We start from the raw sequence: 17,191 nt of genomic DNA, 5'->3' as shown, positions 1-17,191 counted from the left end.
GGGACGCGGAAAATCCGCCACGCCACAGGTGCTGACGGGAGCTGGGTCAGGCGGTTAGCGTCGGGGGATGGGACAGACGGTGCGTGGTGTGGTGGCGGCGGCCAAGGGTGCGCCGGTGTCGATCGAGGAGATCAATGTTCCGGATCCTGGGCCGGGGGAGGCGGTGGTGGAGGTCCAGGCTTGCGGGGTTTGTCATACCGATCTGCATTATCGCGAGGGTGGGATCAACGACGACTTTCCGTTCCTGCTGGGGCATGAGGCCGCGGGGATCGTGGAGAGCGTAGGGGATGGGGTCTCGGACGTGCAGCCCGGTGACTTCGTCGTACTGAATTGGCGGGCGGTGTGTGGCAGCTGTCGTGCGTGCCTGCGTGGGCGGCCGTGGTACTGCTTCAACACCCATAACGCCAAGCAGAAGATGACGCTTGGCGATGGGACTGAGCTGAGTCCGGCGCTCGGGATCGGGGCGTTTGCGGAGAAGACGCTGGTTGCGGCGGGACAGTGCACCAAGGTGGATCCGGCGGCGAAGGCTGAGGTTGCCGGGTTGCTTGGGTGTGGCGTGATGGCGGGTCTTGGTGCTGCCATCAACACCGGGAACGTCGGGCGTGGTGACACCGTCGCGGTCATCGGATCCGGCGGCGTCGGTACGGCGGCCGTGGTCGGCGCGCGCTTGGCGGGTGCGGCGAAGGTGATCGCGCTGGATATCGACGAGCGCAAACTCGCCACAGCGAGAGAGCTCGGCGCGACGCACGCGATCAACTCCAAGGACCTTGACCACGATGGTGTGGTCGAGGCGATCCAGGAGTTGACCGGTGGGTACGGCGCTGATGTCGTGATCGACGCGGTCGGTCGGCCCGAGACGTGGAAGCAGGCGTTCTACGGGCGCGACCTGGCCGGCACTGTCGTGCTGGTCGGGGTACCGACGCCGGACATGCGGCTCGACATGCCGTTGCTGGACTTCTTCGGTCGCGGCGGTTCGCTCAAGTCCAGCTGGTACGGCGACTGTCTGCCGAGCCGCGATTTCCCGTTGCTCATCGACTTGCATCTCCAGGGTCGGCTGCCGCTCGATCGGTTCGTCTCCGAGACGATCGCGCTCGAGGACGTGGAGGCCGCCTTCACCAAGATGCACCACGGCGACGTACTGCGGTCGGTTGTCCTCGTCTAGATCGTGAACGAGATCCAGGTGTCCTGAGGGGCGTCGGGTTTGCCGGGGATCGCGCGGTGCTCCTCGGTCCAGGCGTCCCCGGACATCGTCGTCGCGACCCGGCGCCAGAAGCGGACGGCGGTCGCGTTGTTGTCCTGGAACGCGACCTCGCACGGTCCGGGGTGCTGCGCGAGCACCTCCTGGACCGCGCGCAGTCCGAGACCTCCGCGCCGCATCGGCCGCACGATGAAGAAGCTGTTCAGCACCCGGACCGGCTGTTGCAGCGCACGCATCAGGCAGTAGCCGATCGGGTGCTCACCACTGTGGAAGATGTACCCCGCCCACTCCGGATCGCCGGTCAGCGCCGACTCCAGCCAGTCGCTGCGGTAGCTCCCGTCCGGGTTCGGTAGCTGCCCCTGGAACTCGGACAGGTCGTGCCGGAACATCAGGTACAGCCGCTCCATCACCACTCGATCGTCGGCGTCGAACCGCCGTACGGCCAGATCCGTCATCAGTCTCCTCCACCCGGAATGCACTCGGAACGCAGAAAAGCCTTCCGTACCGGAATCATCCGGTACGGAAGGCTTGCTGCGGGCAGTCTATCAACCCAGCGGTGCGGTGTTCCCGTCGACCCAGGTCATCTCGGGGTAGCGGGTCCCGACCGGCGTGAGCCCGGACAGCGCAACCAGGTCGTCCTCGCTCAGCACCACGTCGAGTGCTCCAGCGTTCTCCTCCAGGTATTTCCGCCGCTTGGTCCCCGGGATCGGCGCCACATCGTTGCCCTGAGCAAGCACCCAGGCGAGCGCGACCTGGCCCGGTGTCACGCCGAGTCCGGCTGCGACCGCGCGGACCCGGTCGACCAGCGCGAGGTTGGTGTCCAGGTTCTCGCCGTTGAAGCGGGGGAGCGTACGGCGGAAGTCGTCCGCGGCGAGTTGGTCCGGCAGCGCGCCGGTCAGCATGCCGCGGCCGAGTGGCGAGTACGGCACGATGCCGATCCCGAGCTCCCGGCAGGTCGGCAGCACCGACTCCTCGATGTCGCGGCTGAACAGCGACCACTCCGACTGCACCGCGGTGATCGGGTGCACGGCGTGGGCTCGCCGGATGGTCTCCGCCGAGGCCTCGGACAATCCGACGTACCGGACCTTGCCGGCCTCCACAAGGGAAGCCATCGCCCCGACCGTCTCCTCGATCGGTACGGCGGGATCCGCGCGATGCTGGTAGTACAGCTCGACGTGGTCGACGCCGAGCCGGCTGAGCGACCGGTCGATCGCGGCCCGCACGTACTCCGGGGAGCCGTCCACGCCGCGCTTGGTGCGGTCGCGCGGATCACCGACGATCCCGAACTTGGTCGCGAGGAACACCTCGTCCCGGCGGTCCTTGAGCGCCCGGCCGATCAGCTCCTCGTTGGCCCCGAACCCATACATGTCCGCGGTGTCGAGGAAGGTGATCCCGAGGTCGAGCGCGCGGTGCAGAGTCGCGACCGATTCGGTGTCGTCAGCCTCGCCGTACGCGAAGCTCATCCCCATACAGCCCAGGCCGAGCTGGCTGACCTCGGCGCCTTCATTACCCAGTTTCATTGATCTGCTCCAGATGGCGTGTACGCGGCGATCTTGTAATCGGTCACCGCGAGAGCCGCCTGCAGGTCGTGCAGGCGGCGGAGAATCGTGGCCCGGTGGGCGCGCATCAGCTCGAGCCGTTCCGGCTCGGTCCGTGGGCCCGCCGCCACGAGGTCCAGGTAGTGGCTGATCGCACCGACCGGCATGTCGGACGCACGCAGCCGCGTGATGAACACGATCCGGGCCATCGCCTGCCGGTCGTAGGACCGGTAGCCGGACTCGTCCCGCGCGACGGTGATCAGTCCGGCGCGTTCGTAGTACCGCAAAGTGTGTGCGGTCAGTCCGGTGGCCGTGGCGGCCTCGGCGATCGAGAGTCGTTCCGGCAGGTCCGCGGGCAGCTCGAGCAGGCCCAGCAGGGTCAGATCGACCGGTGCGGCGAGGATCGTTTCCATGTCCTCGACGCTAAACCTTCGAGCGCGCTCTAAGGCAAGTTCAGATCTTCTGGCAGTCGGCGCAGGTGCCGAAGATCTCCAGGGTGTGGCTGATGTCGGCGTAGCCGTGCTCTGCGGCGACCTTGTCTGCCCAGCGCTCGACGGCCGGCCCTTCGACCTCCACGGTCCGGCCGCAGTTGCGGCAGACCAGGTGGTGGTGGTGACCCTTCGAGCAGCGCCGGTACGCCGTCTCGCCGTCGGCCGTCCGCAGTACGTCGACCTCGCGGGAATCGGCCAGTGCCTGCAGTGTGCGGTACACGGTGGTCAGCCCGACGGCCTCCCCGGCGGACCGGAGTTGCGCGTGGATCTCCTGGGCAGTCCGGAAGTCGTCGAGCGCGTCGAGCGCCAATGCGACAGCTGCGCGCTGACGGGTCGAGCGTGTTCCGATGGCCACCGTTCCTCCTGTCCTCACCGGCTTTTCCGCGGCATCGCCAGCAATTGTCTCAGAACTCAGCAAATCAGTGCTCATCCCAGTGATCCCCGTGCGCCGCGTGCAGATGTCCGTCGTGTACGTAGTCGACGTGATCGCCGTGCTCGACCTTCTTATGACTGCAGGCGTCACCATGCGTGTGCGGGTGCGTCGCGCTGACCACGTGCGGCGCAGGAGTCGGTACGCCGACCTCCGGCTCCTCGTCGTCGAGTGGTGCGACCCGGCCGGAGCGTCGTCGCAGTAGCGTGCCGACGGTCGCGGCGACCACGAACCCGGCCAGTGCCAGTACGACGATGGTCGCGCCCGGCGCGACATTCGCGTTGTACGACGTGATGATGCCGGCGAGGCACGCGGTCACGCCGATCGCACACGCAGTCACGAAAGTACTGCGGAAGGACCGCGTGATCTGCTGCGCAGTCGCCACCGGAACCACCATCAGCGCACTGACCAGCAGCAAGCCGACAGTCCGCATCGCGACTGTCACAGTCACCGCAGCCATCACCGCGATCAGCAGATTCAGCATCTGGACCCGCAACCCGGTCACCCGGGCGAACTCCTCGTCCTGGCAGACCGCGAACAGTTGCGGCCCGAGCCCGATCGCGATCACCAGAACAGTCACGGCCAGCCCGACCACGACGTACAGGTCGCTGGCCGAGACAGTGGTGAGCGAGCCGAACAGATAAGTGTTGAGCGTGGCCGCGCCCTGCCCAGCCAGGCCGATCAGCAGCACACCGCCCGCAATACCGCCGTAGAACAGCAGTGCGAGGGCGACATCGCCGGACGCCTTCCCGCGGGCCCGGACGAACTCGATCGCGGTCGCCCCGACGATCGACACGATGATCGCGGTGAAGACCGGCGCCGTACCGGTCAGCAGACCCAGAGCGACACCCGTGATCGCGATATGCCCGATCCCGTCACCCATCAGCGACAGCCGCCGCTGCACGAGATACGTACCGATCGCTGGCGCCGACAGTCCGGTCAGCAGCCCCGCGATCAACGCGCGCTGCATGAACTCGAGTTCGAAAAGTGTCATGAGGTCAGCCACCCCGAGTCGTCAGCAGAGCCGTGGGAGTGGTGGACGTGCGCAGTGGTCTGCGAGGCGTGCGGGGGACCGTCGTACACGATCCGGCCGCGGCGCAGGATGACCGAGCGGTCGATCAGCGCATCCATCGGCCCGAGGTCGTGGCTGACCATCACCACGGTGGTACCGCGAGCGACCCGCTCGCGGATCGCGTCGGCGAAGATCTGCTGGCTGGCCAGGTCGACCCCGGCCGTCGGCTCGTCGAGAATCAGCAAGTCGGGATCGGAGACGAGGGCCCGCGCGATCAGCACCCGCTGCTGCTGACCACCGGACAGCTCCGCAACCGCGTCCTTGCGCCGGTCAGCCATGTCCACGACCCGCAACGCGTCGTCGATCGCCGCCTTCCCCGCCGCGCCGAGCGGGGCGAACAACCGCCGCCGCGACAACAGCCCGGACGACACCACTTCATACACAGTCGCCGGTACGCCGCCCGCTGCGGTGATCCGCTGCGGCACGTACCCGATTCGCTTCCACGCGCGGAACCGAGGAACCGGCGTACCGAACAAGCGGACCTCACCACGCGCGGCCGGCAGCAGCCCGACCACCGTCTTGATCAGGGTGGACTTGCCCGAGCCGTTGGTTCCCAGTACGGCGACCACCTCGCCCTGGCGGATCTGCAGATCGACCCCCCGCAACACGAGACGACCGCCCAGGTCGACCGAGAGATCGGTGACCTGGACGGCTTTCGCGGCGGTGTCTGATTCCGCGTTTGTGGGTGTCACGCGCAGCTGTTCGCCTTCCGGAGCTCAGAGAGGTTCTCCCGCATCAGGCTCAGGTAGGTCTCCGACGAGTTGGCGTCCGACAGGCCCTCGATCGGGCTCAGTACGGCGGTCTTGACACCGACGTCCCGCGCGATCGTCTCGGCCACCTTCGGGCTGACCAGCTCTTCGTAGAAGATCGTGGTGACGTGCTGCGACTTCACGATCTCCTGCACCTCCTTGATGCGGGTCGGGGTCGGCTCGGCGTCCGGGGTGAACCCGGCGATACCCACCATCGTCAGACCGTACCGCTTCGCGAGGTAGGCGAAGGCCTCGTGACTCGTCACGAACGTCTTGAGTTTGCAGTTCGCCAGACCGGTCTTGTACTCGCCGTCCAGTTTGCCGACCTCGTCGAGCAGTGTCTTGGCGCGAGCCTTGTAAGCCTCCGCGTTGGCGCTGTCGGCCGCGGCGAGCTTGTCGGTGACCGCGTTCACGACGGCGGTGTAGCGAATTGGGTCCAGCCAGAAGTGCGGATCGAGGGCCTTCTCGTTGTGCGAAGCCGGCTTGGCGGCCGTGCCCTCCTCGTGCTCCTCGAAGTCCGCGCCGGTGGCCTCCAGTTGCGCGGCCGGAGCGACGTCGAACCCGGCGTCCTTCGCGTTCTGCTCGACAGCCTCGTCGACGGCCGGCTGCAGGCCCTTCTCGAAGACGACCAGCTTCGCCCCGGCGATCTGGCCGACCTGCTTCGGCGTCAGCTCGAGGTCGTGCGGCTCCACGCCGGGTGCGGTCAGTGTGGTGACATTGACCGCGTCACCCCCCACTGTGCGGGCGATGAACTCGAGCGGGTAGAACGAAGCGACGACGTCGAGCTTGCCGCCGGAGCCACCGGCGGCGGAATCGCCGCCGCATCCGGCCAGGGTGACGGCCGCCAGGACGGCGGCACCGGCGACGACAGCGCGAGCACTAGATCTCATGACAATCATTTTCATTTAAGTGGAGATGATTGTCAAAACAGGGAGTTCAACCGATGAGCCACCGACCCGTGGGGCGCCGCCGCGCCGACCGCCGGGGAACCCGCCGCCGTACCCTCGAAACACCGTCAGGACACGGCCACGGGCACGGTCATGGCGGCGATCACGTCGTCGATACGTCCGTGGTGGACAACGACGCGATCGTGGCTCGCCGCGTCCGGATAGTGGTCGCCGCCGTACTGGCGCCGCTGATCACGGCCGCGGTGATCGCGATGATCGTGATGTGGCCGGGCGGCGGGGTCAAGGTCTCGACGTACCAGACCGACACGGCTCGCGGTGAGGTCACCAAGCTCGCGCCCTGCCCGGACAAGCGGGACCAGTGCGATCTCGCCTCGATCAAGCTGTCCACCGGCCCGGACAAGGGCAAGACCGCGCCCGTCCAGGTGCCGCAGGCGGGCAAGGTCCCGATCCCGGTCGAGGTCGGCCAGTCGATCATGCTCGGCGTCCAGACCGATGCGAAGGACATCGCCGACCGCTATCAGTACGTCGACCACGACCGCAGCAAGCCGTTGCTCATCCTGGCCGCGGTCTTCGCGCTGGCGGTGGTCGCCTTGTCGCGCTGGCGTGGTTTCGCCGCGCTGATCGCGCTCGCGGTGACCGCGGTGATGCTCACCCAGTTCATCCTGCCGGCGATTCTGAAGGGCTCGAATCCGCTCCTGGTCGCGGTGGTCGGCGGCACGGTGATCATGGCGATAGCGCTGTTCCTGACCCATGGGATCAACGCCGAGAGTTCGATCGCGTTGTCCGGAACCATCGCCGCGCTCGGGATGACCGTCGTACTGGGGTGGTTCTTCACTAAGTTCTGTCAGCTGACGGGGCTCGCGTCGGACGGGGCTTCGGCGGCCAAGCAGTTCGCGCCGAACCTCAGTCTGACCGGCCTGCTGGTGGCCGGCATGGTGATCGGTGCGCTCGGCGTACTGGATGACGTCACGGTCACCCAGGCGGCCGCGGTCTGGGAGCTGTCCGCCGCCAACCCGTCCGCATCGCGCGCCGAGCTGATCAGCGCCGGGCTGCGGATCGGCCGCACCCACGTCGCCTCGGTGGTGAACACGCTGGTCCTCGCGTACGCCGGTGCTGCGATGCCGGTGCTGATCACCTTCGCGATCCAAGGTCTGCCCGGCCAGTACGTGCTGTCGACCGAAATGGTCGCCATGGAGGTCGTCCGGGGTCTGGTCGGCAGCCTCGGGATCATCGCCGCCGTACCGCTCACCACCACGCTCGCGGCCCTCGCTGTGGCCGACCGCAGCCGGGATCTCGTCACGCACAGTGATCAAACCGACACTAACTGACAACAACTGAAAAGCAGCCCTTCCCCGTGGGTCCGCAGGCTCCTAGAGTGCAATTACGTCACGGAGAGTCCGCCAACGACTACCTTCTGTGGCCAATGCGCGCGGTGAGGAGTGCTGATGAGATTCCGCCATCGGGACGGTTCTGTCGTCCATCTGGGGTATTCCGCCACAGTTCTGCCGGCCACGGACCTGGATGAGCTGATCAAGTGGCTGGAGGGCTGTGCGGGCGTCGCCCGGGCCGAGCTCGGCGTACCGAAGCTCGGCATCGGGTTGTGGCTGGTGAGCCCGCTCGCCGACCGGCTGGCCAACTCGCCGGTCGCGTTGCGGAGGCTGCAGCGCGCGCTGACCCGGCACAAGCTCGAGGTCGTCTCGCTGAACGGTGTCGCCCACTCGGCCTTCGTCGACAAGATCGTCGGTTCGAAGGTCTACTGCCCGGACTGGACCGACACCGAGCGGCTGCGCTACACGGTCGATCTGGTCGACATCCTCGCCGAGTTGCTGCCGCCTGATGCGGAGTACGGCTCGATCTCGACCCTGCCGCTGGCCTGGCGCGAGCCGTGGTCGAAACAGCGTGACGCGGCGACGCGGGTGGCGTTCGATCGGCTGGAATTCCATCTGGATCGGACTGAGCGCCGTACCGGTCGGCGGATCCGGATCGCGGTCGAGCCCGAGCCGGGGTGCGTGCTGGAGATGGTCGGGCAGGCCGCGGGCTGGCTGAGTACCTACGTCAGCCCGGACGCCGGTCGGTCGCGGATTGGCCTCGGACTGGACACGTGTCATCTCGCGGTCCAGTTCGAGGAGCCGGGTCCGGCGTTCGAAACGCTGTGGCGGGCTGGTGTGGATGTGGTGAAGGCTCAACTGTCGGTGGCTCCGCAGTTGGTCGACCCCTCCGACGGGCTTGGTCGGCAGGTGCTGGCTGAGCTCAGTGATCCGAAGTATCTGCGTCAGGTGCGGGAGTGGTGTGGGCCGGGTGTCGATGATGTGGATCTGGCTTACCAGTTGTCCGGCCACGCGTGCTGGCGGATGCACGCGCACATCGCCGCCCACGAACCGCCGCCGGCGCCGCTCACCGCGACTACCGCCGTACTGGATGAGTGTCTGAACCGCCTGGTCGGCGGCGGGCATCCGCTGACGCATCACTTGGAGTCGGAGACGTACACCTGGACCCGCCAGCCGCGGACTCGGGCGCAGCTCGCCAAGCGCATCGTGGGGGAGCTCGAGTGGATCCGGGATCGCCTTACTGGATTGGGGTTGCAGGAGATCCTGGACTAGGTGCATACGTCGGCAACGGCTCCGACCCGAGAGCCTTGCCAACGGCGTTCTGCGACCAGATGAACCGCTGGATCGGCGTGGGCAACTTCGGTACGACGGATGCCGCCCACGGCAGCAGGCGGAGTGTGGCTGGTCCACCCGGGATGATCGAGCCCATCACCTTCGGACCGATCGCGCGACTCCGGTCGACCATCGGGCGGACCTTCGTTTCGTAGCTGCGCAGTCCGTCGGGACCGTTCACCGCCAGTTCGCCGGCCAGGATGTACGCCGTCGCGATGGCGAGGCTGGTTCCGCCACCAACCGCGGGTGCGGGGCAGTAGCCGGCGTCGCCGACCAGTCCGATCCGGCCGCGCTGCCAGGTGTCGAGAGTGATCTGGGCAATGGCGTCGAAGTAGAAGTCGTCGGCGGCTTCGAGGTGCTCGAGCAGTTGCGGTACGCGCCAGCCGTAGTCACGGAACTCCTTTGCCAGCAAGGCCTTCTGCTGATCCTTGTCGCGGTAGTCGTAGGCGAGTTCGTTCTCGGTCCGGAACAGGAAGGCCGCCCTGGCCTGCCCGGTCTGACGGACGCCGTACATCGCCACGAGCCGGTTGACCGACTGATGGGTGAGTGTGTTGGTACCTAGCCCGAAGAGGTTCGGGGTCGAGTAGACGGCGAGGTAGCCGCCGAGATGCCGTCGTACCGACTCCTCCGGTCCGAACGCCAGCCGACGCACATTCGAGTGCATGCCGTCGGCGCCGATCACCAGGTCGAACCGCCGCGGCGCGTTGTGCTCGAAGGTGACGTCGACCCCGTCGCCGTCGTCGTTCAACGAGGTGATCGAGTCGCCGAAGAGGTACTCGGAGCTGTCCGCGGCCGACAGGATCCGCGTGAGCTCGCCGCGCAGGATTTCCACGTGCCGGTCGGACATCCCGGCGTACAAGCGACCAAGGTCGACATGCACGGGCTTGGCGCCGGAGCGCTCGATCGTCAGCTTCTCGATCATCGTCCGGGCCGCGAGGATCTCGTCCCACAACCCCATCGCCTGTACGACGTCGGTCGCATGCCCGAACAGGTCGACCGCATGCCCGCCAAGGCCGTGCCGCAGCGCCGGTGTGCGCTCCACGACGGTCGTCTCGAACCCGTACCGATCCAGCCAGTAAGCGAGCACCGGCCCGGCCACGCTCGCACCGGAAATCAGGACTTTCATGGTCTGCCTCCTTCTTGTTTACTTAACGGAAGGTAAGCAGGGTTGAAGGCCCGATGTCAACCGCTTACTGAACGGAAGGTCAGTTACCCTCGTCTCATGCCCAGACTGCGCACCGACGACCCCAAGGCCCGCATCCAGCAGGTCGCGGTCGAGCTGTTCGCCGAGCGCGGCGTCCAGCAGACCAGCCTGCGCGACATCGCCGACCGCCTAGGCGTCACCAAACCTGCCCTCTATTACCACTTCGCCTCCCGCGAAGACCTCCTGAACAGCCTCGTCCAACCCCTCATCGACGACTTCGACGCCTACGTCACCGCCCAAGAGGCAGCAGCCCCCGTCACCACCCAGGACCTGATGTCGTCGTACTTCGACCTGGCCCACAAACACCGCTGGCTCATCCAAATCGTCATCCGCGACCTGGCAGTCCTCACCGAACTCAAACTCGCCAGCCGCATGATGGAGTGGCGCGCCCGCCTGACCGAACTCCTCATCGGCCCCACCCCCACCCTCGACGCCAAAGTCCGAGCCATGGTCGCCCTAGGCGGCCTCTCCGACTCCGCCGTCATGTTCGACGACGAGCCCTTCGAAGCCCTCCGCACCGCCGCCGTATCCGCCGCAGTCGACTGCCTAGGCCCAACCTGAGCGCGCGCCTCCGCGCCTCCGCGCCTCCGCGCCTCGGGGTGTTCGGGGTGCCGGGTGCTGCATCGCTCGGATGCGGCCGGTGGCGTGCGGCGGTGGTTGCTCGCCGCCGCGGCCGGCTACCAGCTGCCCGCCGGGGCTGGGGAGTCGCACCCCCCGAAAGCGACGGGTAGAACGCCCCAGCTCCCGCGACGCTCCACTCGGCGCCCCAGCTCAGTGGGTATCGCCTCAGTTGGGGGGTTGCCCATCGAGAATCTCAGCGGGCAACCCCCCAACTCGATAGGCAACCCCGAAGAACCCGCGGCCGAGCAGGACTGGTCTCCCCGGATGGCCGGACGTGAGGAACCTGCAGCGAACCGGTCGCCGAATCGCCCCCCAAACCGGTTCGGGGCGGATCCGCGACGGATTCGGGGGGTGGATCCTCCCCGCATCGTCTCGGGGATGGTGCGTTTCCTCCCCAAACCGGTTTGGGGAGGAAACCGGGCCAGGCAGGGCGAACAGCCACCCCAACCTCCAGCAACGGTCACTTGTCAGGCGACGGGACCTCAACTTCCCCAGCCAGAGCCCGGCAACCCCAGACAACGTGAAGCCGCGGTCACCGGACCTCGCCATCCGGCTCAGCCACCGCGGCGCCCAGCCACCCTGTCTTCCAGTTCGGCCGGGAGCGGTGATCAGCCACAGTGCACGTCCCCGGCCGAGAACTTTCGCGCCTCAACCCACTCGACCGCCAAAGGCGGCCGACAAAGCCAGAGGGTGAGCCGAGCAGATGGCTGGGCGGGATGGCGAGGCCGGCGACCGCGGTTCCACGTCGCCTGGGGCGGACGGGCTGTGGCCGAGGTACGTGATGCCCGAGATCTGCGCTGTCCGAGGGATTAGGGGGACTCGGTGACGAAGATCCATCGGCTAACGCACCCGGGCCGCCCCGGGACCCCGAGATCGCGGGCGCAAGTCACCTTGAGTACCCATCAACCACGCGAGCCCCGCCGGAACGGTTGAATCGTGCTCAAGGTCGCCCGGCCAGCACACCTGGGCACCCCTCAACCATCGTCGGGGCGCGCACATGGTTGAGCCGGGCACAACGTCGTACCGGCTCGGGGTCAGGCTGATTCTCGGATGATGAGTTCGGTGGGGAGGGTTACGGGGGTGGCGGTGCCGGTGGTGAGGAGGGTTAGGAGGAGTTGGACGGTGTGGACGGCTTGGTCGGTCATGGGGGAGCGGATGGTGGTGAGGGCGGGGGCGGTGTAGAGGGCGGCTTCGATGTCGTCGAAGCCGATGACGGCTACGTCGTCGGGGACTCGGCGGCCGGCTTCGCGCAGGGTGCGGAGGGCGCCGATGGCCATCAGGTCGTTGGCGGCGAAGACGGCGTCCACCTCGGGGTCGTCCTCCAGCAGCTGGCGCATGGCGTCGGCGCCGGAGATGCGGGTGAAGTCGCCGAGGGCGATGATCGAGCGGCGGCCGGTGTCTTTGAGGGTGTCGCGGTAGGCGGCCAGGCGTTCTTGGGCGGCGGTCATGTCGAGGGGGCCGGAGATGGTGGCGATTCGGCGGCGGCCTTGGTCGAGGAGGTGCTGGACGGCTTGGGTGGCGCCGGCGTGGTTGTCGTTGTCGACCCAGGGCATCAGGCCGGGGGTGGCCAGGCGGCCGTGCGAGACGATCGGGAGACCGGTCCGGGACAGTACGGCGGGGAGTGGGTCGGCGCCGTCCATCGAGACCAGGATCGCGCCGTCCACATGTCCCGCGGCGAGGTACTGCTCGACGCGGAGGCGGCTCTCGTCGGAGCCGGCCAGGACGAGTGAGACCTGTTTGCCGGCACGCTCGAGCTCGCGGCTGGCGGCGCGGACGACCATTGCGAACATCGGGTCGTCGGAGACCAGGCCGGCCGGTGGATCGGAGACGATGATCGCGATCGTGTTGGTCCGTTGGGTGACCAGGTTGCGGGCGGCGCCGTTCGGGACGTAGCCGAGCTCGGCGACCGCGGCCATCACGATCTCCCGGATCGCGGGTGCGACGGTCGGCTCCCCGTTGATCACCCGGGACACGCTCGACTTCGACACCCCGGCCCGGGCCGCCACCGCGTGCAAGGTCGGCCGTCTCATGCCTCCGAGGATGCCATGGTTCCGGAACCTGTCAACTCTTGACACCGTTCCCTGAGAAGCACAGTCTCCCTCTCAGGGAACGTTCCCCGACAACTTGATCGATGTGCATTCCGACTGCCCCGGAGACGCCCATGCCACATCTCACCAGAGCCCGTTCGAGAGCCGCTGCCGCCCTGGCCGCTCTCTCCCTCTTACTCGGTGTCGTCGTAGCGCTGCCCGCGCGCGCCGCCGACGTCCTGCTCTCGCAAGGCAAGACCGCGACCGCCTCCTCGACCGAGAACGCCGTCTTCGGCGCCGCGTCCGCGGTCGACGGCGACGCCGGAACCCGCTGGTCGAGCGCGCACGGAACCGATCCGCAGTGGATCCAGGTCGACCTCGGCGCGAGCGCCACGATCACTCAGGTGCAGGTCGCCTGGGAGACGGCGTACGCGACCGCCTTCCAGATCCAGACCTCCGCCAACGGCAGCACCTGGACCACCATCAACACCACCACGAATGGTGCCGGAGGCAACCAAACCCTCAACGTCAGCGGGACCGGGCGCTACGTCCGCCTGCTCGGCACTCAGCGCGCCACCCAGTGGGGCTACTCGCTGTGGGAGTTCAAGGTCTTCGGCAGCACCAGCGGCCCCGGCCCCGGCTCCGGTTTGCTGTCCTACAACAAGCCTGGTGTCGCGTCCACGCAGCAGCACGACAGCAACTGCTGGGAGTGCACGCCGGCCCGGGCCTTCGACCTCGACCCGGCCAGCCGCTGGGCGACCGCGACCGACTCCGGCTGGGTCGACCCGGGCTGGATCTACGTCGACCTCGGTGCGACTGCGCAGATCGACAAGGTAGTCCTGCAATGGGATCCGGCCTCGGCGAAGTCCTACCAGCTCCAAGTTTCGAACGACGCGAACAACTGGACCACGATCTACTCGACCACCAACGGCCCCGGGTTCAAGGAGACCGTGACCGTCTCCGGCACCGGCCGCTACGTCCGGATGTACGGCACGCAGCGCAACACGCCGTACGGGTATTCGTTGTGGGAGTTCCAGGTCTACGGCACCGGGGGAGCGCCGAACACGCCGCCGACCCCGCCGGCCGATCCGGCGAACCCGCCGCAGCTGATCTGGGAGGACAACTTCAACACCCCGGCCGGCGCCAAGCCCGACGCGACCAAGTGGCGCGCCGATCCCGGCATCGGCCAGAACAACGAACTGCAGGTCTACACCAACAACGACAACATCCAGACCGATGGCCAAGGCAACCTGGTGATCGAGGCCCGGCGTCAGGAAACCCCCGGTACGACGTGCCCGATCGACCCGGTCAGCGGTAAGGGCACCTGCCAGTACACGTCCGGCCGGATCAACACCGGCACCAAGTTCGACACGACGTACGGCAAGGTCGAGGCCCGGATCAAGGTGCCGAAGGGCAACGGCCTCTGGCCGGCGTTCTGGATGATGGGGAGCGACTTCCTCACCGGTCGTCCGTGGCCGTACAACGGCGAGATCGACATCATGGAGATCCTCGGCCGCGAGACCACCAAGGGCTACTCGACGCTGCACGCCCCGGCCTACAACGGCGCCGGCGGGTACGGCGGGACCTACGGTCTGCCCGGCGGAGCGGACTTCGCCGACGGCTTCCACACGTGGACGATGCTCTGGAACTCGACCGGGATCACCTACCAGGTCGACGGCACCACGGTCTTCACCGTCGACAAGGCCCAGCTCGAAGCGACTCGGGGCCCGTGGATCTACGACCACCCGTTCTACCTGATCCTCAACCTCGCCGTGGGCGGCGACTTCCCCGGCCCGCCGAACGCGCAGACGCCGTTCCCGTCCCGGATGCTCGTCGACTACGTCCGCGTCTACCACTGAGAGGAGTTCGCTCATGAGAAGAGCTCTGCTGACAGTGCTCGCAGTACTCGGTGCCTTCCTGGTGAGTGGCGCCGGTACGGCGAATGCCGCCGAAACCCTGCTGTCCCAGAACCGCCCGGCCCTCGCCTCGTCGACCGAGAACGCCGGTACGCCGGCCGCCGCGGCCGTCGATGGCGACAACGGCACCCGCTGGGCCAGCGGTTTCGCCGACAACCAGTGGCTGCGGATCGACCTCGGGTCGACCCAGTCGTTCAACCGCGTGCTGCTGCGCTGGGAGGCGGCGTACGCGCGCGGTTTCCAGATCCAGACCTCCAACACCGGCAACGAGTGGGTCACCGCCCACACAACCACCAACGGCACCGGCGGCGAGCAGAGCCTTGCCGTCACCGGCTCCGGCCGCTACGTGCGAGTGCTCGTGACCGAGCGCGCAACCCAATGGGGAGCGTCGCTCTGGGAGTTCCAGGTGTACGGCGGAACTGGCGGACCGATCGTGCGTGTCGCCGAGTTCCTGGCGGACTGCGCCTACACGCACCGGCTGCCGGACGACCCGATCGTGTTCCCGAACATGCCCGGGGCGTCGCACATGCACAGCTTCTTCGGCGCGACTGTCACGAACGCCAACACCACAGTCGACGACCTGGCCAATTCGCCGACCAGCTGCAATCCGGCCGTCGACACTTCGTCGTACTGGGTGCCGACGTTCTACTCGAACAACCAACCGATCGAGCCGACGGGTACGACGTTCTACTACCTGGGCGAAGGTGTCCGGGACGACGTGATCGCGCGGATTCAGCCACTGCCGTACGGACTGCGGATCGTGGCCGGCAACGCCAAAGCCACCGGGCCGAACGACAACACCATCTCGCGGTGGTCGTGTTTGCACGCCGGTGACGCGGGTTCCGGGCACGACTTCATCACCTGCCCGGCCGGGTCGATGCTGGAGTCCTACCTGGACTTCCCGCAGTGCTGGAACGGACGTGACCTCGACTCAGCGGATCACAAGAGCCACATGGCGTACCCGGTGAACGGCGACTGCCCGGCATCCCACCCCGTGCCGGTGCCGAAGCTGCGTCAGGTACTGCGCTATCCGGTGAACGGCTCGACGGCCGGCTTCCGATTGGCCAGTGGCGGCGGGTTCACCATGCACGGCGACTTCTTCAACGCCTGGCCGGTGAACGAGATGGCCCGCCGGGTCAACGACTGCATCCGCCCGATCATCAAGTGCGGGGCGGACGGCCATCCGTGAGGAAGTACCTAGTACTGGCGTTGGTCGCCGGAGTGCTCGGAGGATGCGGTTCGGCCCCGCAACCTCCAGCTCCGGCGGCCTCCGTCGCCTCCGCTTTCAATCCCACCGATGCGGCCTGGCTGGGATTGATGATCCCGATGGATGAGCAGTTCCTCCACATCCTGGGCTTTGCGCCGACCAACTCCACCAACCCCGCCGTACGACGCTGGGCCGCGGAGCTGACCGTTGCTCATCAGGCCGAGCTGAAGCGGCTGATCGCCCTACGCGACCGCGCGCGGTTGCCGACCGCGAACGCTCATGCCGGGCACAACATGCCCGGGATGATGACCGACGAGGAGGTGGCCGCGCTGCAGAAGTTGCGCGGCCCTGCCTTCGACAAGGTGTTGCGGACCGAGGTGAAGGACCACCTGGCCCAGTCGGCGCTCGTCACTCGCAGCGTGAAGGCCGCCGGCCAGGAGGCGGGCGTCAAACAGCTCGCCGTCGCGATCGAGAAGGACCGGGCGGCGCAAACCGCCCGGCTGGGTTAGGCGCCGGCGATCCGCGAGACGCCGAACAGCAGGATCACCAGGATCGAGAAGACCCGGAGGAACTTCGGGCCGGTGGTGACGGCCGGCCAGGACAGGAAGGCCAGCCAGCCGAGGACCAGGGCCAGCAGGATCAGGGCCGGTACGGCGACCGGGACCGGAGCGAAGACTCCGACCAGGGCCAGGACACCGGTGATCAGGGGCAGGGTCAGCTTCGGCATTCCGTGCAGCCGCGCGACGTACGGGTAACTGATCTTGGTGATCCGCTGCCGGAGCGGGCTCACCGGCTGACTGCTGGGGGAGCTCATGGACCTATTGTTCCAGGTCCTAGACTCGCCCCCGTGTTCGTGGTGATCAGATTCCGGGTTCCGGAGGCAGAGCAGGCGGAGTTCGCGGTCCGGCTGGACGCGGCCGTCGAGGTGCTGAGCCGGCAGAAGGGGTTCGTGGCGGCCCGGACCGGGCGGAACGTCGACGACCCGGAACTGCTCGCGCTGAACCTCGAGTTCGTGAACATCGGCAGTTACCGGCGCGCGCTCTCGCCGTACGAGGTGAAGCTGACCGCCGTACCGCTGCTGTCGCAGGCACTTGACGAGCCCAGCGCCTACGAAGAGTTGCTGCCGTAGCACGGATGCGACTTTGAGCACCTCGGACCGATAGCCTGGTC

Annotated in this window: 18 protein-coding genes; 8 read left to right on the top strand and 10 right to left on the bottom strand. The window is 67.5% G+C overall.

Annotated features, from left to right (window positions below; all coding sequences use genetic code 11):
* Window positions 1–67: 67 nt before the first annotated feature.
* Window positions 68–1,162, top strand: coding sequence for an S-(hydroxymethyl)mycothiol dehydrogenase (locus ABD231_RS20325; protein ID WP_344154044.1), 1,095 nt, complete (start codon window positions 68–70; stop codon window positions 1,160–1,162).
* On the opposite strand, the gene ABD231_RS20320 is transcribed toward ABD231_RS20325, so the two are convergent.
* The 7 genes from ABD231_RS20320 to ABD231_RS20290 all read right to left on the bottom strand — a co-directional run bounded on the left by ABD231_RS20320 (window position 1,159) and on the right by ABD231_RS20290 (window position 6,368).
* Window positions 1,159–1,653 (bottom strand): GNAT family N-acetyltransferase, encoded by a 495-nt coding sequence (locus ABD231_RS20320; protein WP_344154041.1) that lies wholly within the window; start codon window positions 1,651–1,653, stop codon window positions 1,159–1,161. The genes ABD231_RS20325 and ABD231_RS20320 overlap by 4 nt on opposite strands.
* Before the next feature lie 90 nt (window positions 1,654–1,743).
* Entirely contained in the window at window positions 1,744–2,718 is a 975-nt protein-coding gene (locus ABD231_RS20315; protein WP_344154038.1) for an aldo/keto reductase, read from the bottom strand.
* A complete protein-coding gene (locus tag ABD231_RS20310) occupies window positions 2,715–3,149 on the bottom strand; it encodes a MerR family transcriptional regulator (protein ID WP_344154035.1) in 435 nt (144 codons plus the stop codon). Before ABD231_RS20310 ends, ABD231_RS20315 begins: the two co-directional genes overlap by 4 nt.
* A gap of 40 nt (window positions 3,150–3,189) precedes the next feature.
* A complete protein-coding gene (locus ABD231_RS20305) occupies window positions 3,190–3,582 on the bottom strand; it encodes a Fur family transcriptional regulator (RefSeq protein WP_344154032.1) in 393 nt (130 codons plus the stop codon).
* 64 nt (window positions 3,583–3,646) lie between these two features.
* Window positions 3,647–4,651, bottom strand: coding sequence for a metal ABC transporter permease (locus ABD231_RS20300; RefSeq protein WP_344154029.1), 1,005 nt, complete (start codon window positions 4,649–4,651; stop codon window positions 3,647–3,649).
* Window positions 4,648–5,421, bottom strand: a complete 774-nt coding sequence (locus tag ABD231_RS20295) for a metal ABC transporter ATP-binding protein (protein ID WP_344154027.1) — start codon at window positions 5,419–5,421, stop codon at window positions 4,648–4,650. The genes ABD231_RS20300 and ABD231_RS20295 overlap by 4 nt, the downstream gene beginning before the upstream one ends.
* Window positions 5,418–6,368 carry a metal ABC transporter substrate-binding protein gene (locus ABD231_RS20290; protein ID WP_344154025.1) on the bottom strand — a complete coding sequence of 317 codons (951 nt, stop codon included), beginning with the start codon at window positions 6,366–6,368 and terminating at the stop codon, window positions 5,418–5,420. The genes ABD231_RS20295 and ABD231_RS20290 overlap by 4 nt, the downstream gene beginning before the upstream one ends.
* A 53-nt stretch (window positions 6,369–6,421) precedes the next feature.
* Between ABD231_RS20290 and ABD231_RS20285 the strand changes: the two genes are divergently transcribed.
* Both ABD231_RS20285 and eboE read left to right on the top strand, forming a co-directional pair.
* A complete protein-coding gene (locus tag ABD231_RS20285) occupies window positions 6,422–7,714 on the top strand; it encodes a YibE/F family protein (protein ID WP_344154022.1) in 1,293 nt (430 codons plus the stop codon).
* A gap of 117 nt (window positions 7,715–7,831) precedes the next feature.
* Window positions 7,832–8,986 (top strand): metabolite traffic protein EboE, encoded by a 1,155-nt coding sequence (gene eboE / locus ABD231_RS20280; RefSeq protein ID WP_344154020.1) that lies wholly within the window; start codon window positions 7,832–7,834, stop codon window positions 8,984–8,986.
* On the opposite strand, the gene ABD231_RS20275 is transcribed toward eboE, so the two are convergent.
* The gene (locus ABD231_RS20275; RefSeq protein WP_344154017.1) at window positions 8,952–10,172 is read right to left on the bottom strand and encodes an FAD-dependent monooxygenase; all 1,221 of its coding nucleotides are present in this window, start codon (window positions 10,170–10,172) and stop codon (window positions 8,952–8,954) included. The genes eboE and ABD231_RS20275 overlap by 35 nt on opposite strands.
* Window positions 10,173–10,268: 96 nt before the next feature.
* Here ABD231_RS20275 and ABD231_RS20270 point away from each other — a divergent pair, with 96 nt between their 5' ends.
* Window positions 10,269–10,811 (top strand): TetR/AcrR family transcriptional regulator, encoded by a 543-nt coding sequence (locus ABD231_RS20270; protein WP_344154014.1) that lies wholly within the window; start codon window positions 10,269–10,271, stop codon window positions 10,809–10,811.
* Between the two features lie 1,094 nt (window positions 10,812–11,905).
* On the opposite strand, the gene ABD231_RS20265 is transcribed toward ABD231_RS20270, so the two are convergent.
* Window positions 11,906–12,901 carry a LacI family DNA-binding transcriptional regulator gene (locus ABD231_RS20265; protein ID WP_344154012.1) on the bottom strand — a complete coding sequence of 332 codons (996 nt, stop codon included), beginning with the start codon at window positions 12,899–12,901 and terminating at the stop codon, window positions 11,906–11,908.
* A 131-nt stretch (window positions 12,902–13,032) separates the two neighbouring features.
* Between ABD231_RS20265 and ABD231_RS20260 the strand changes: the two genes are divergently transcribed.
* The 3 genes from ABD231_RS20260 to ABD231_RS20250 are packed head-to-tail and all read left to right on the top strand — an operon-like array spanning window position 13,033 to window position 16,530.
* Entirely contained in the window at window positions 13,033–14,757 is a 1,725-nt protein-coding gene (locus ABD231_RS20260) for a discoidin domain-containing protein (RefSeq protein ID WP_344154010.1), read from the top strand.
* A gap of 13 nt (window positions 14,758–14,770) precedes the next feature.
* Window positions 14,771–16,003 (top strand): DUF1996 domain-containing protein, encoded by a 1,233-nt coding sequence (locus ABD231_RS20255; RefSeq protein ID WP_344154007.1) that lies wholly within the window; start codon window positions 14,771–14,773, stop codon window positions 16,001–16,003.
* Complete coding sequence (locus ABD231_RS20250) at window positions 15,979–16,530, top strand: DUF305 domain-containing protein (RefSeq protein ID WP_344154004.1); 552 nt, start codon at window positions 15,979–15,981, stop codon at window positions 16,528–16,530. The genes ABD231_RS20255 and ABD231_RS20250 overlap by 25 nt, the downstream gene beginning before the upstream one ends.
* On the opposite strand, the gene ABD231_RS20245 is transcribed toward ABD231_RS20250, so the two are convergent.
* Complete coding sequence (locus tag ABD231_RS20245; protein ID WP_344154002.1) at window positions 16,527–16,835, bottom strand: DUF6703 family protein; 309 nt, start codon at window positions 16,833–16,835, stop codon at window positions 16,527–16,529. The genes ABD231_RS20250 and ABD231_RS20245 overlap by 4 nt on opposite strands.
* 33 nt (window positions 16,836–16,868) lie before the next feature.
* Here ABD231_RS20245 and ABD231_RS20240 point away from each other — a divergent pair, with 33 nt between their 5' ends.
* On the top strand, window positions 16,869–17,150 hold the full coding sequence (locus tag ABD231_RS20240) for an antibiotic biosynthesis monooxygenase family protein (RefSeq protein WP_344154000.1): 282 nt from the start codon (window positions 16,869–16,871) through the stop codon (window positions 17,148–17,150).
* The last annotated feature ends 41 nt before the right edge of the window (window positions 17,151–17,191 follow it).

This window comes from Kribbella yunnanensis, assembly GCF_039529655.1.
Lineage (GTDB): Bacteria > Actinomycetota > Actinomycetes > Propionibacteriales > Kribbellaceae > Kribbella > Kribbella yunnanensis.
Note: the sequence above shows the minus strand (reverse complement) of the source record. Positions and strands in the feature narration are given on the sequence as shown.

What these genes read in the sequence shown, in the direction of transcription:
- ABD231_RS20325 (WP_344154044.1), top strand. Translation starts at nt 68, where the DNA reads ATGGGACAGACGGTGCGTGGTGTGGTGGCGGCGGCCAAGGGTGCGCCG.
- ABD231_RS20320 (WP_344154041.1), bottom strand. Translation starts at nt 1,653, where the DNA reads ATGACGGATCTGGCCGTACGGCGGTTCGACGCCGACGATCGAGTGGTG.
- ABD231_RS20315 (WP_344154038.1), bottom strand. Translation starts at nt 2,718, where the DNA reads ATGAAACTGGGTAATGAAGGCGCCGAGGTCAGCCAGCTCGGCCTGGGC.
- ABD231_RS20310 (WP_344154035.1), bottom strand. Translation starts at nt 3,149, where the DNA reads ATGGAAACGATCCTCGCCGCACCGGTCGATCTGACCCTGCTGGGCCTG.
- ABD231_RS20300 (WP_344154029.1), bottom strand. Translation starts at nt 4,651, where the DNA reads ATGACACTTTTCGAACTCGAGTTCATGCAGCGCGCGTTGATCGCGGGG.
- ABD231_RS20290 (WP_344154025.1), bottom strand. Translation starts at nt 6,368, where the DNA reads ATGAGATCTAGTGCTCGCGCTGTCGTCGCCGGTGCCGCCGTCCTGGCG.
- ABD231_RS20285 (WP_344154022.1), top strand. Translation starts at nt 6,422, where the DNA reads ATGAGCCACCGACCCGTGGGGCGCCGCCGCGCCGACCGCCGGGGAACC.
- eboE (WP_344154020.1), top strand. Translation starts at nt 7,832, where the DNA reads ATGAGATTCCGCCATCGGGACGGTTCTGTCGTCCATCTGGGGTATTCC.
- ABD231_RS20275 (WP_344154017.1), bottom strand. Translation starts at nt 10,172, where the DNA reads ATGAAAGTCCTGATTTCCGGTGCGAGCGTGGCCGGGCCGGTGCTCGCT.
- ABD231_RS20270 (WP_344154014.1), top strand. Translation starts at nt 10,269, where the DNA reads ATGCCCAGACTGCGCACCGACGACCCCAAGGCCCGCATCCAGCAGGTC.
- ABD231_RS20265 (WP_344154012.1), bottom strand. Translation starts at nt 12,901, where the DNA reads ATGAGACGGCCGACCTTGCACGCGGTGGCGGCCCGGGCCGGGGTGTCG.
- ABD231_RS20260 (WP_344154010.1), top strand. Translation starts at nt 13,033, where the DNA reads ATGCCACATCTCACCAGAGCCCGTTCGAGAGCCGCTGCCGCCCTGGCC.
- ABD231_RS20255 (WP_344154007.1), top strand. Translation starts at nt 14,771, where the DNA reads ATGAGAAGAGCTCTGCTGACAGTGCTCGCAGTACTCGGTGCCTTCCTG.
- ABD231_RS20245 (WP_344154002.1), bottom strand. Translation starts at nt 16,835, where the DNA reads ATGAGCTCCCCCAGCAGTCAGCCGGTGAGCCCGCTCCGGCAGCGGATC.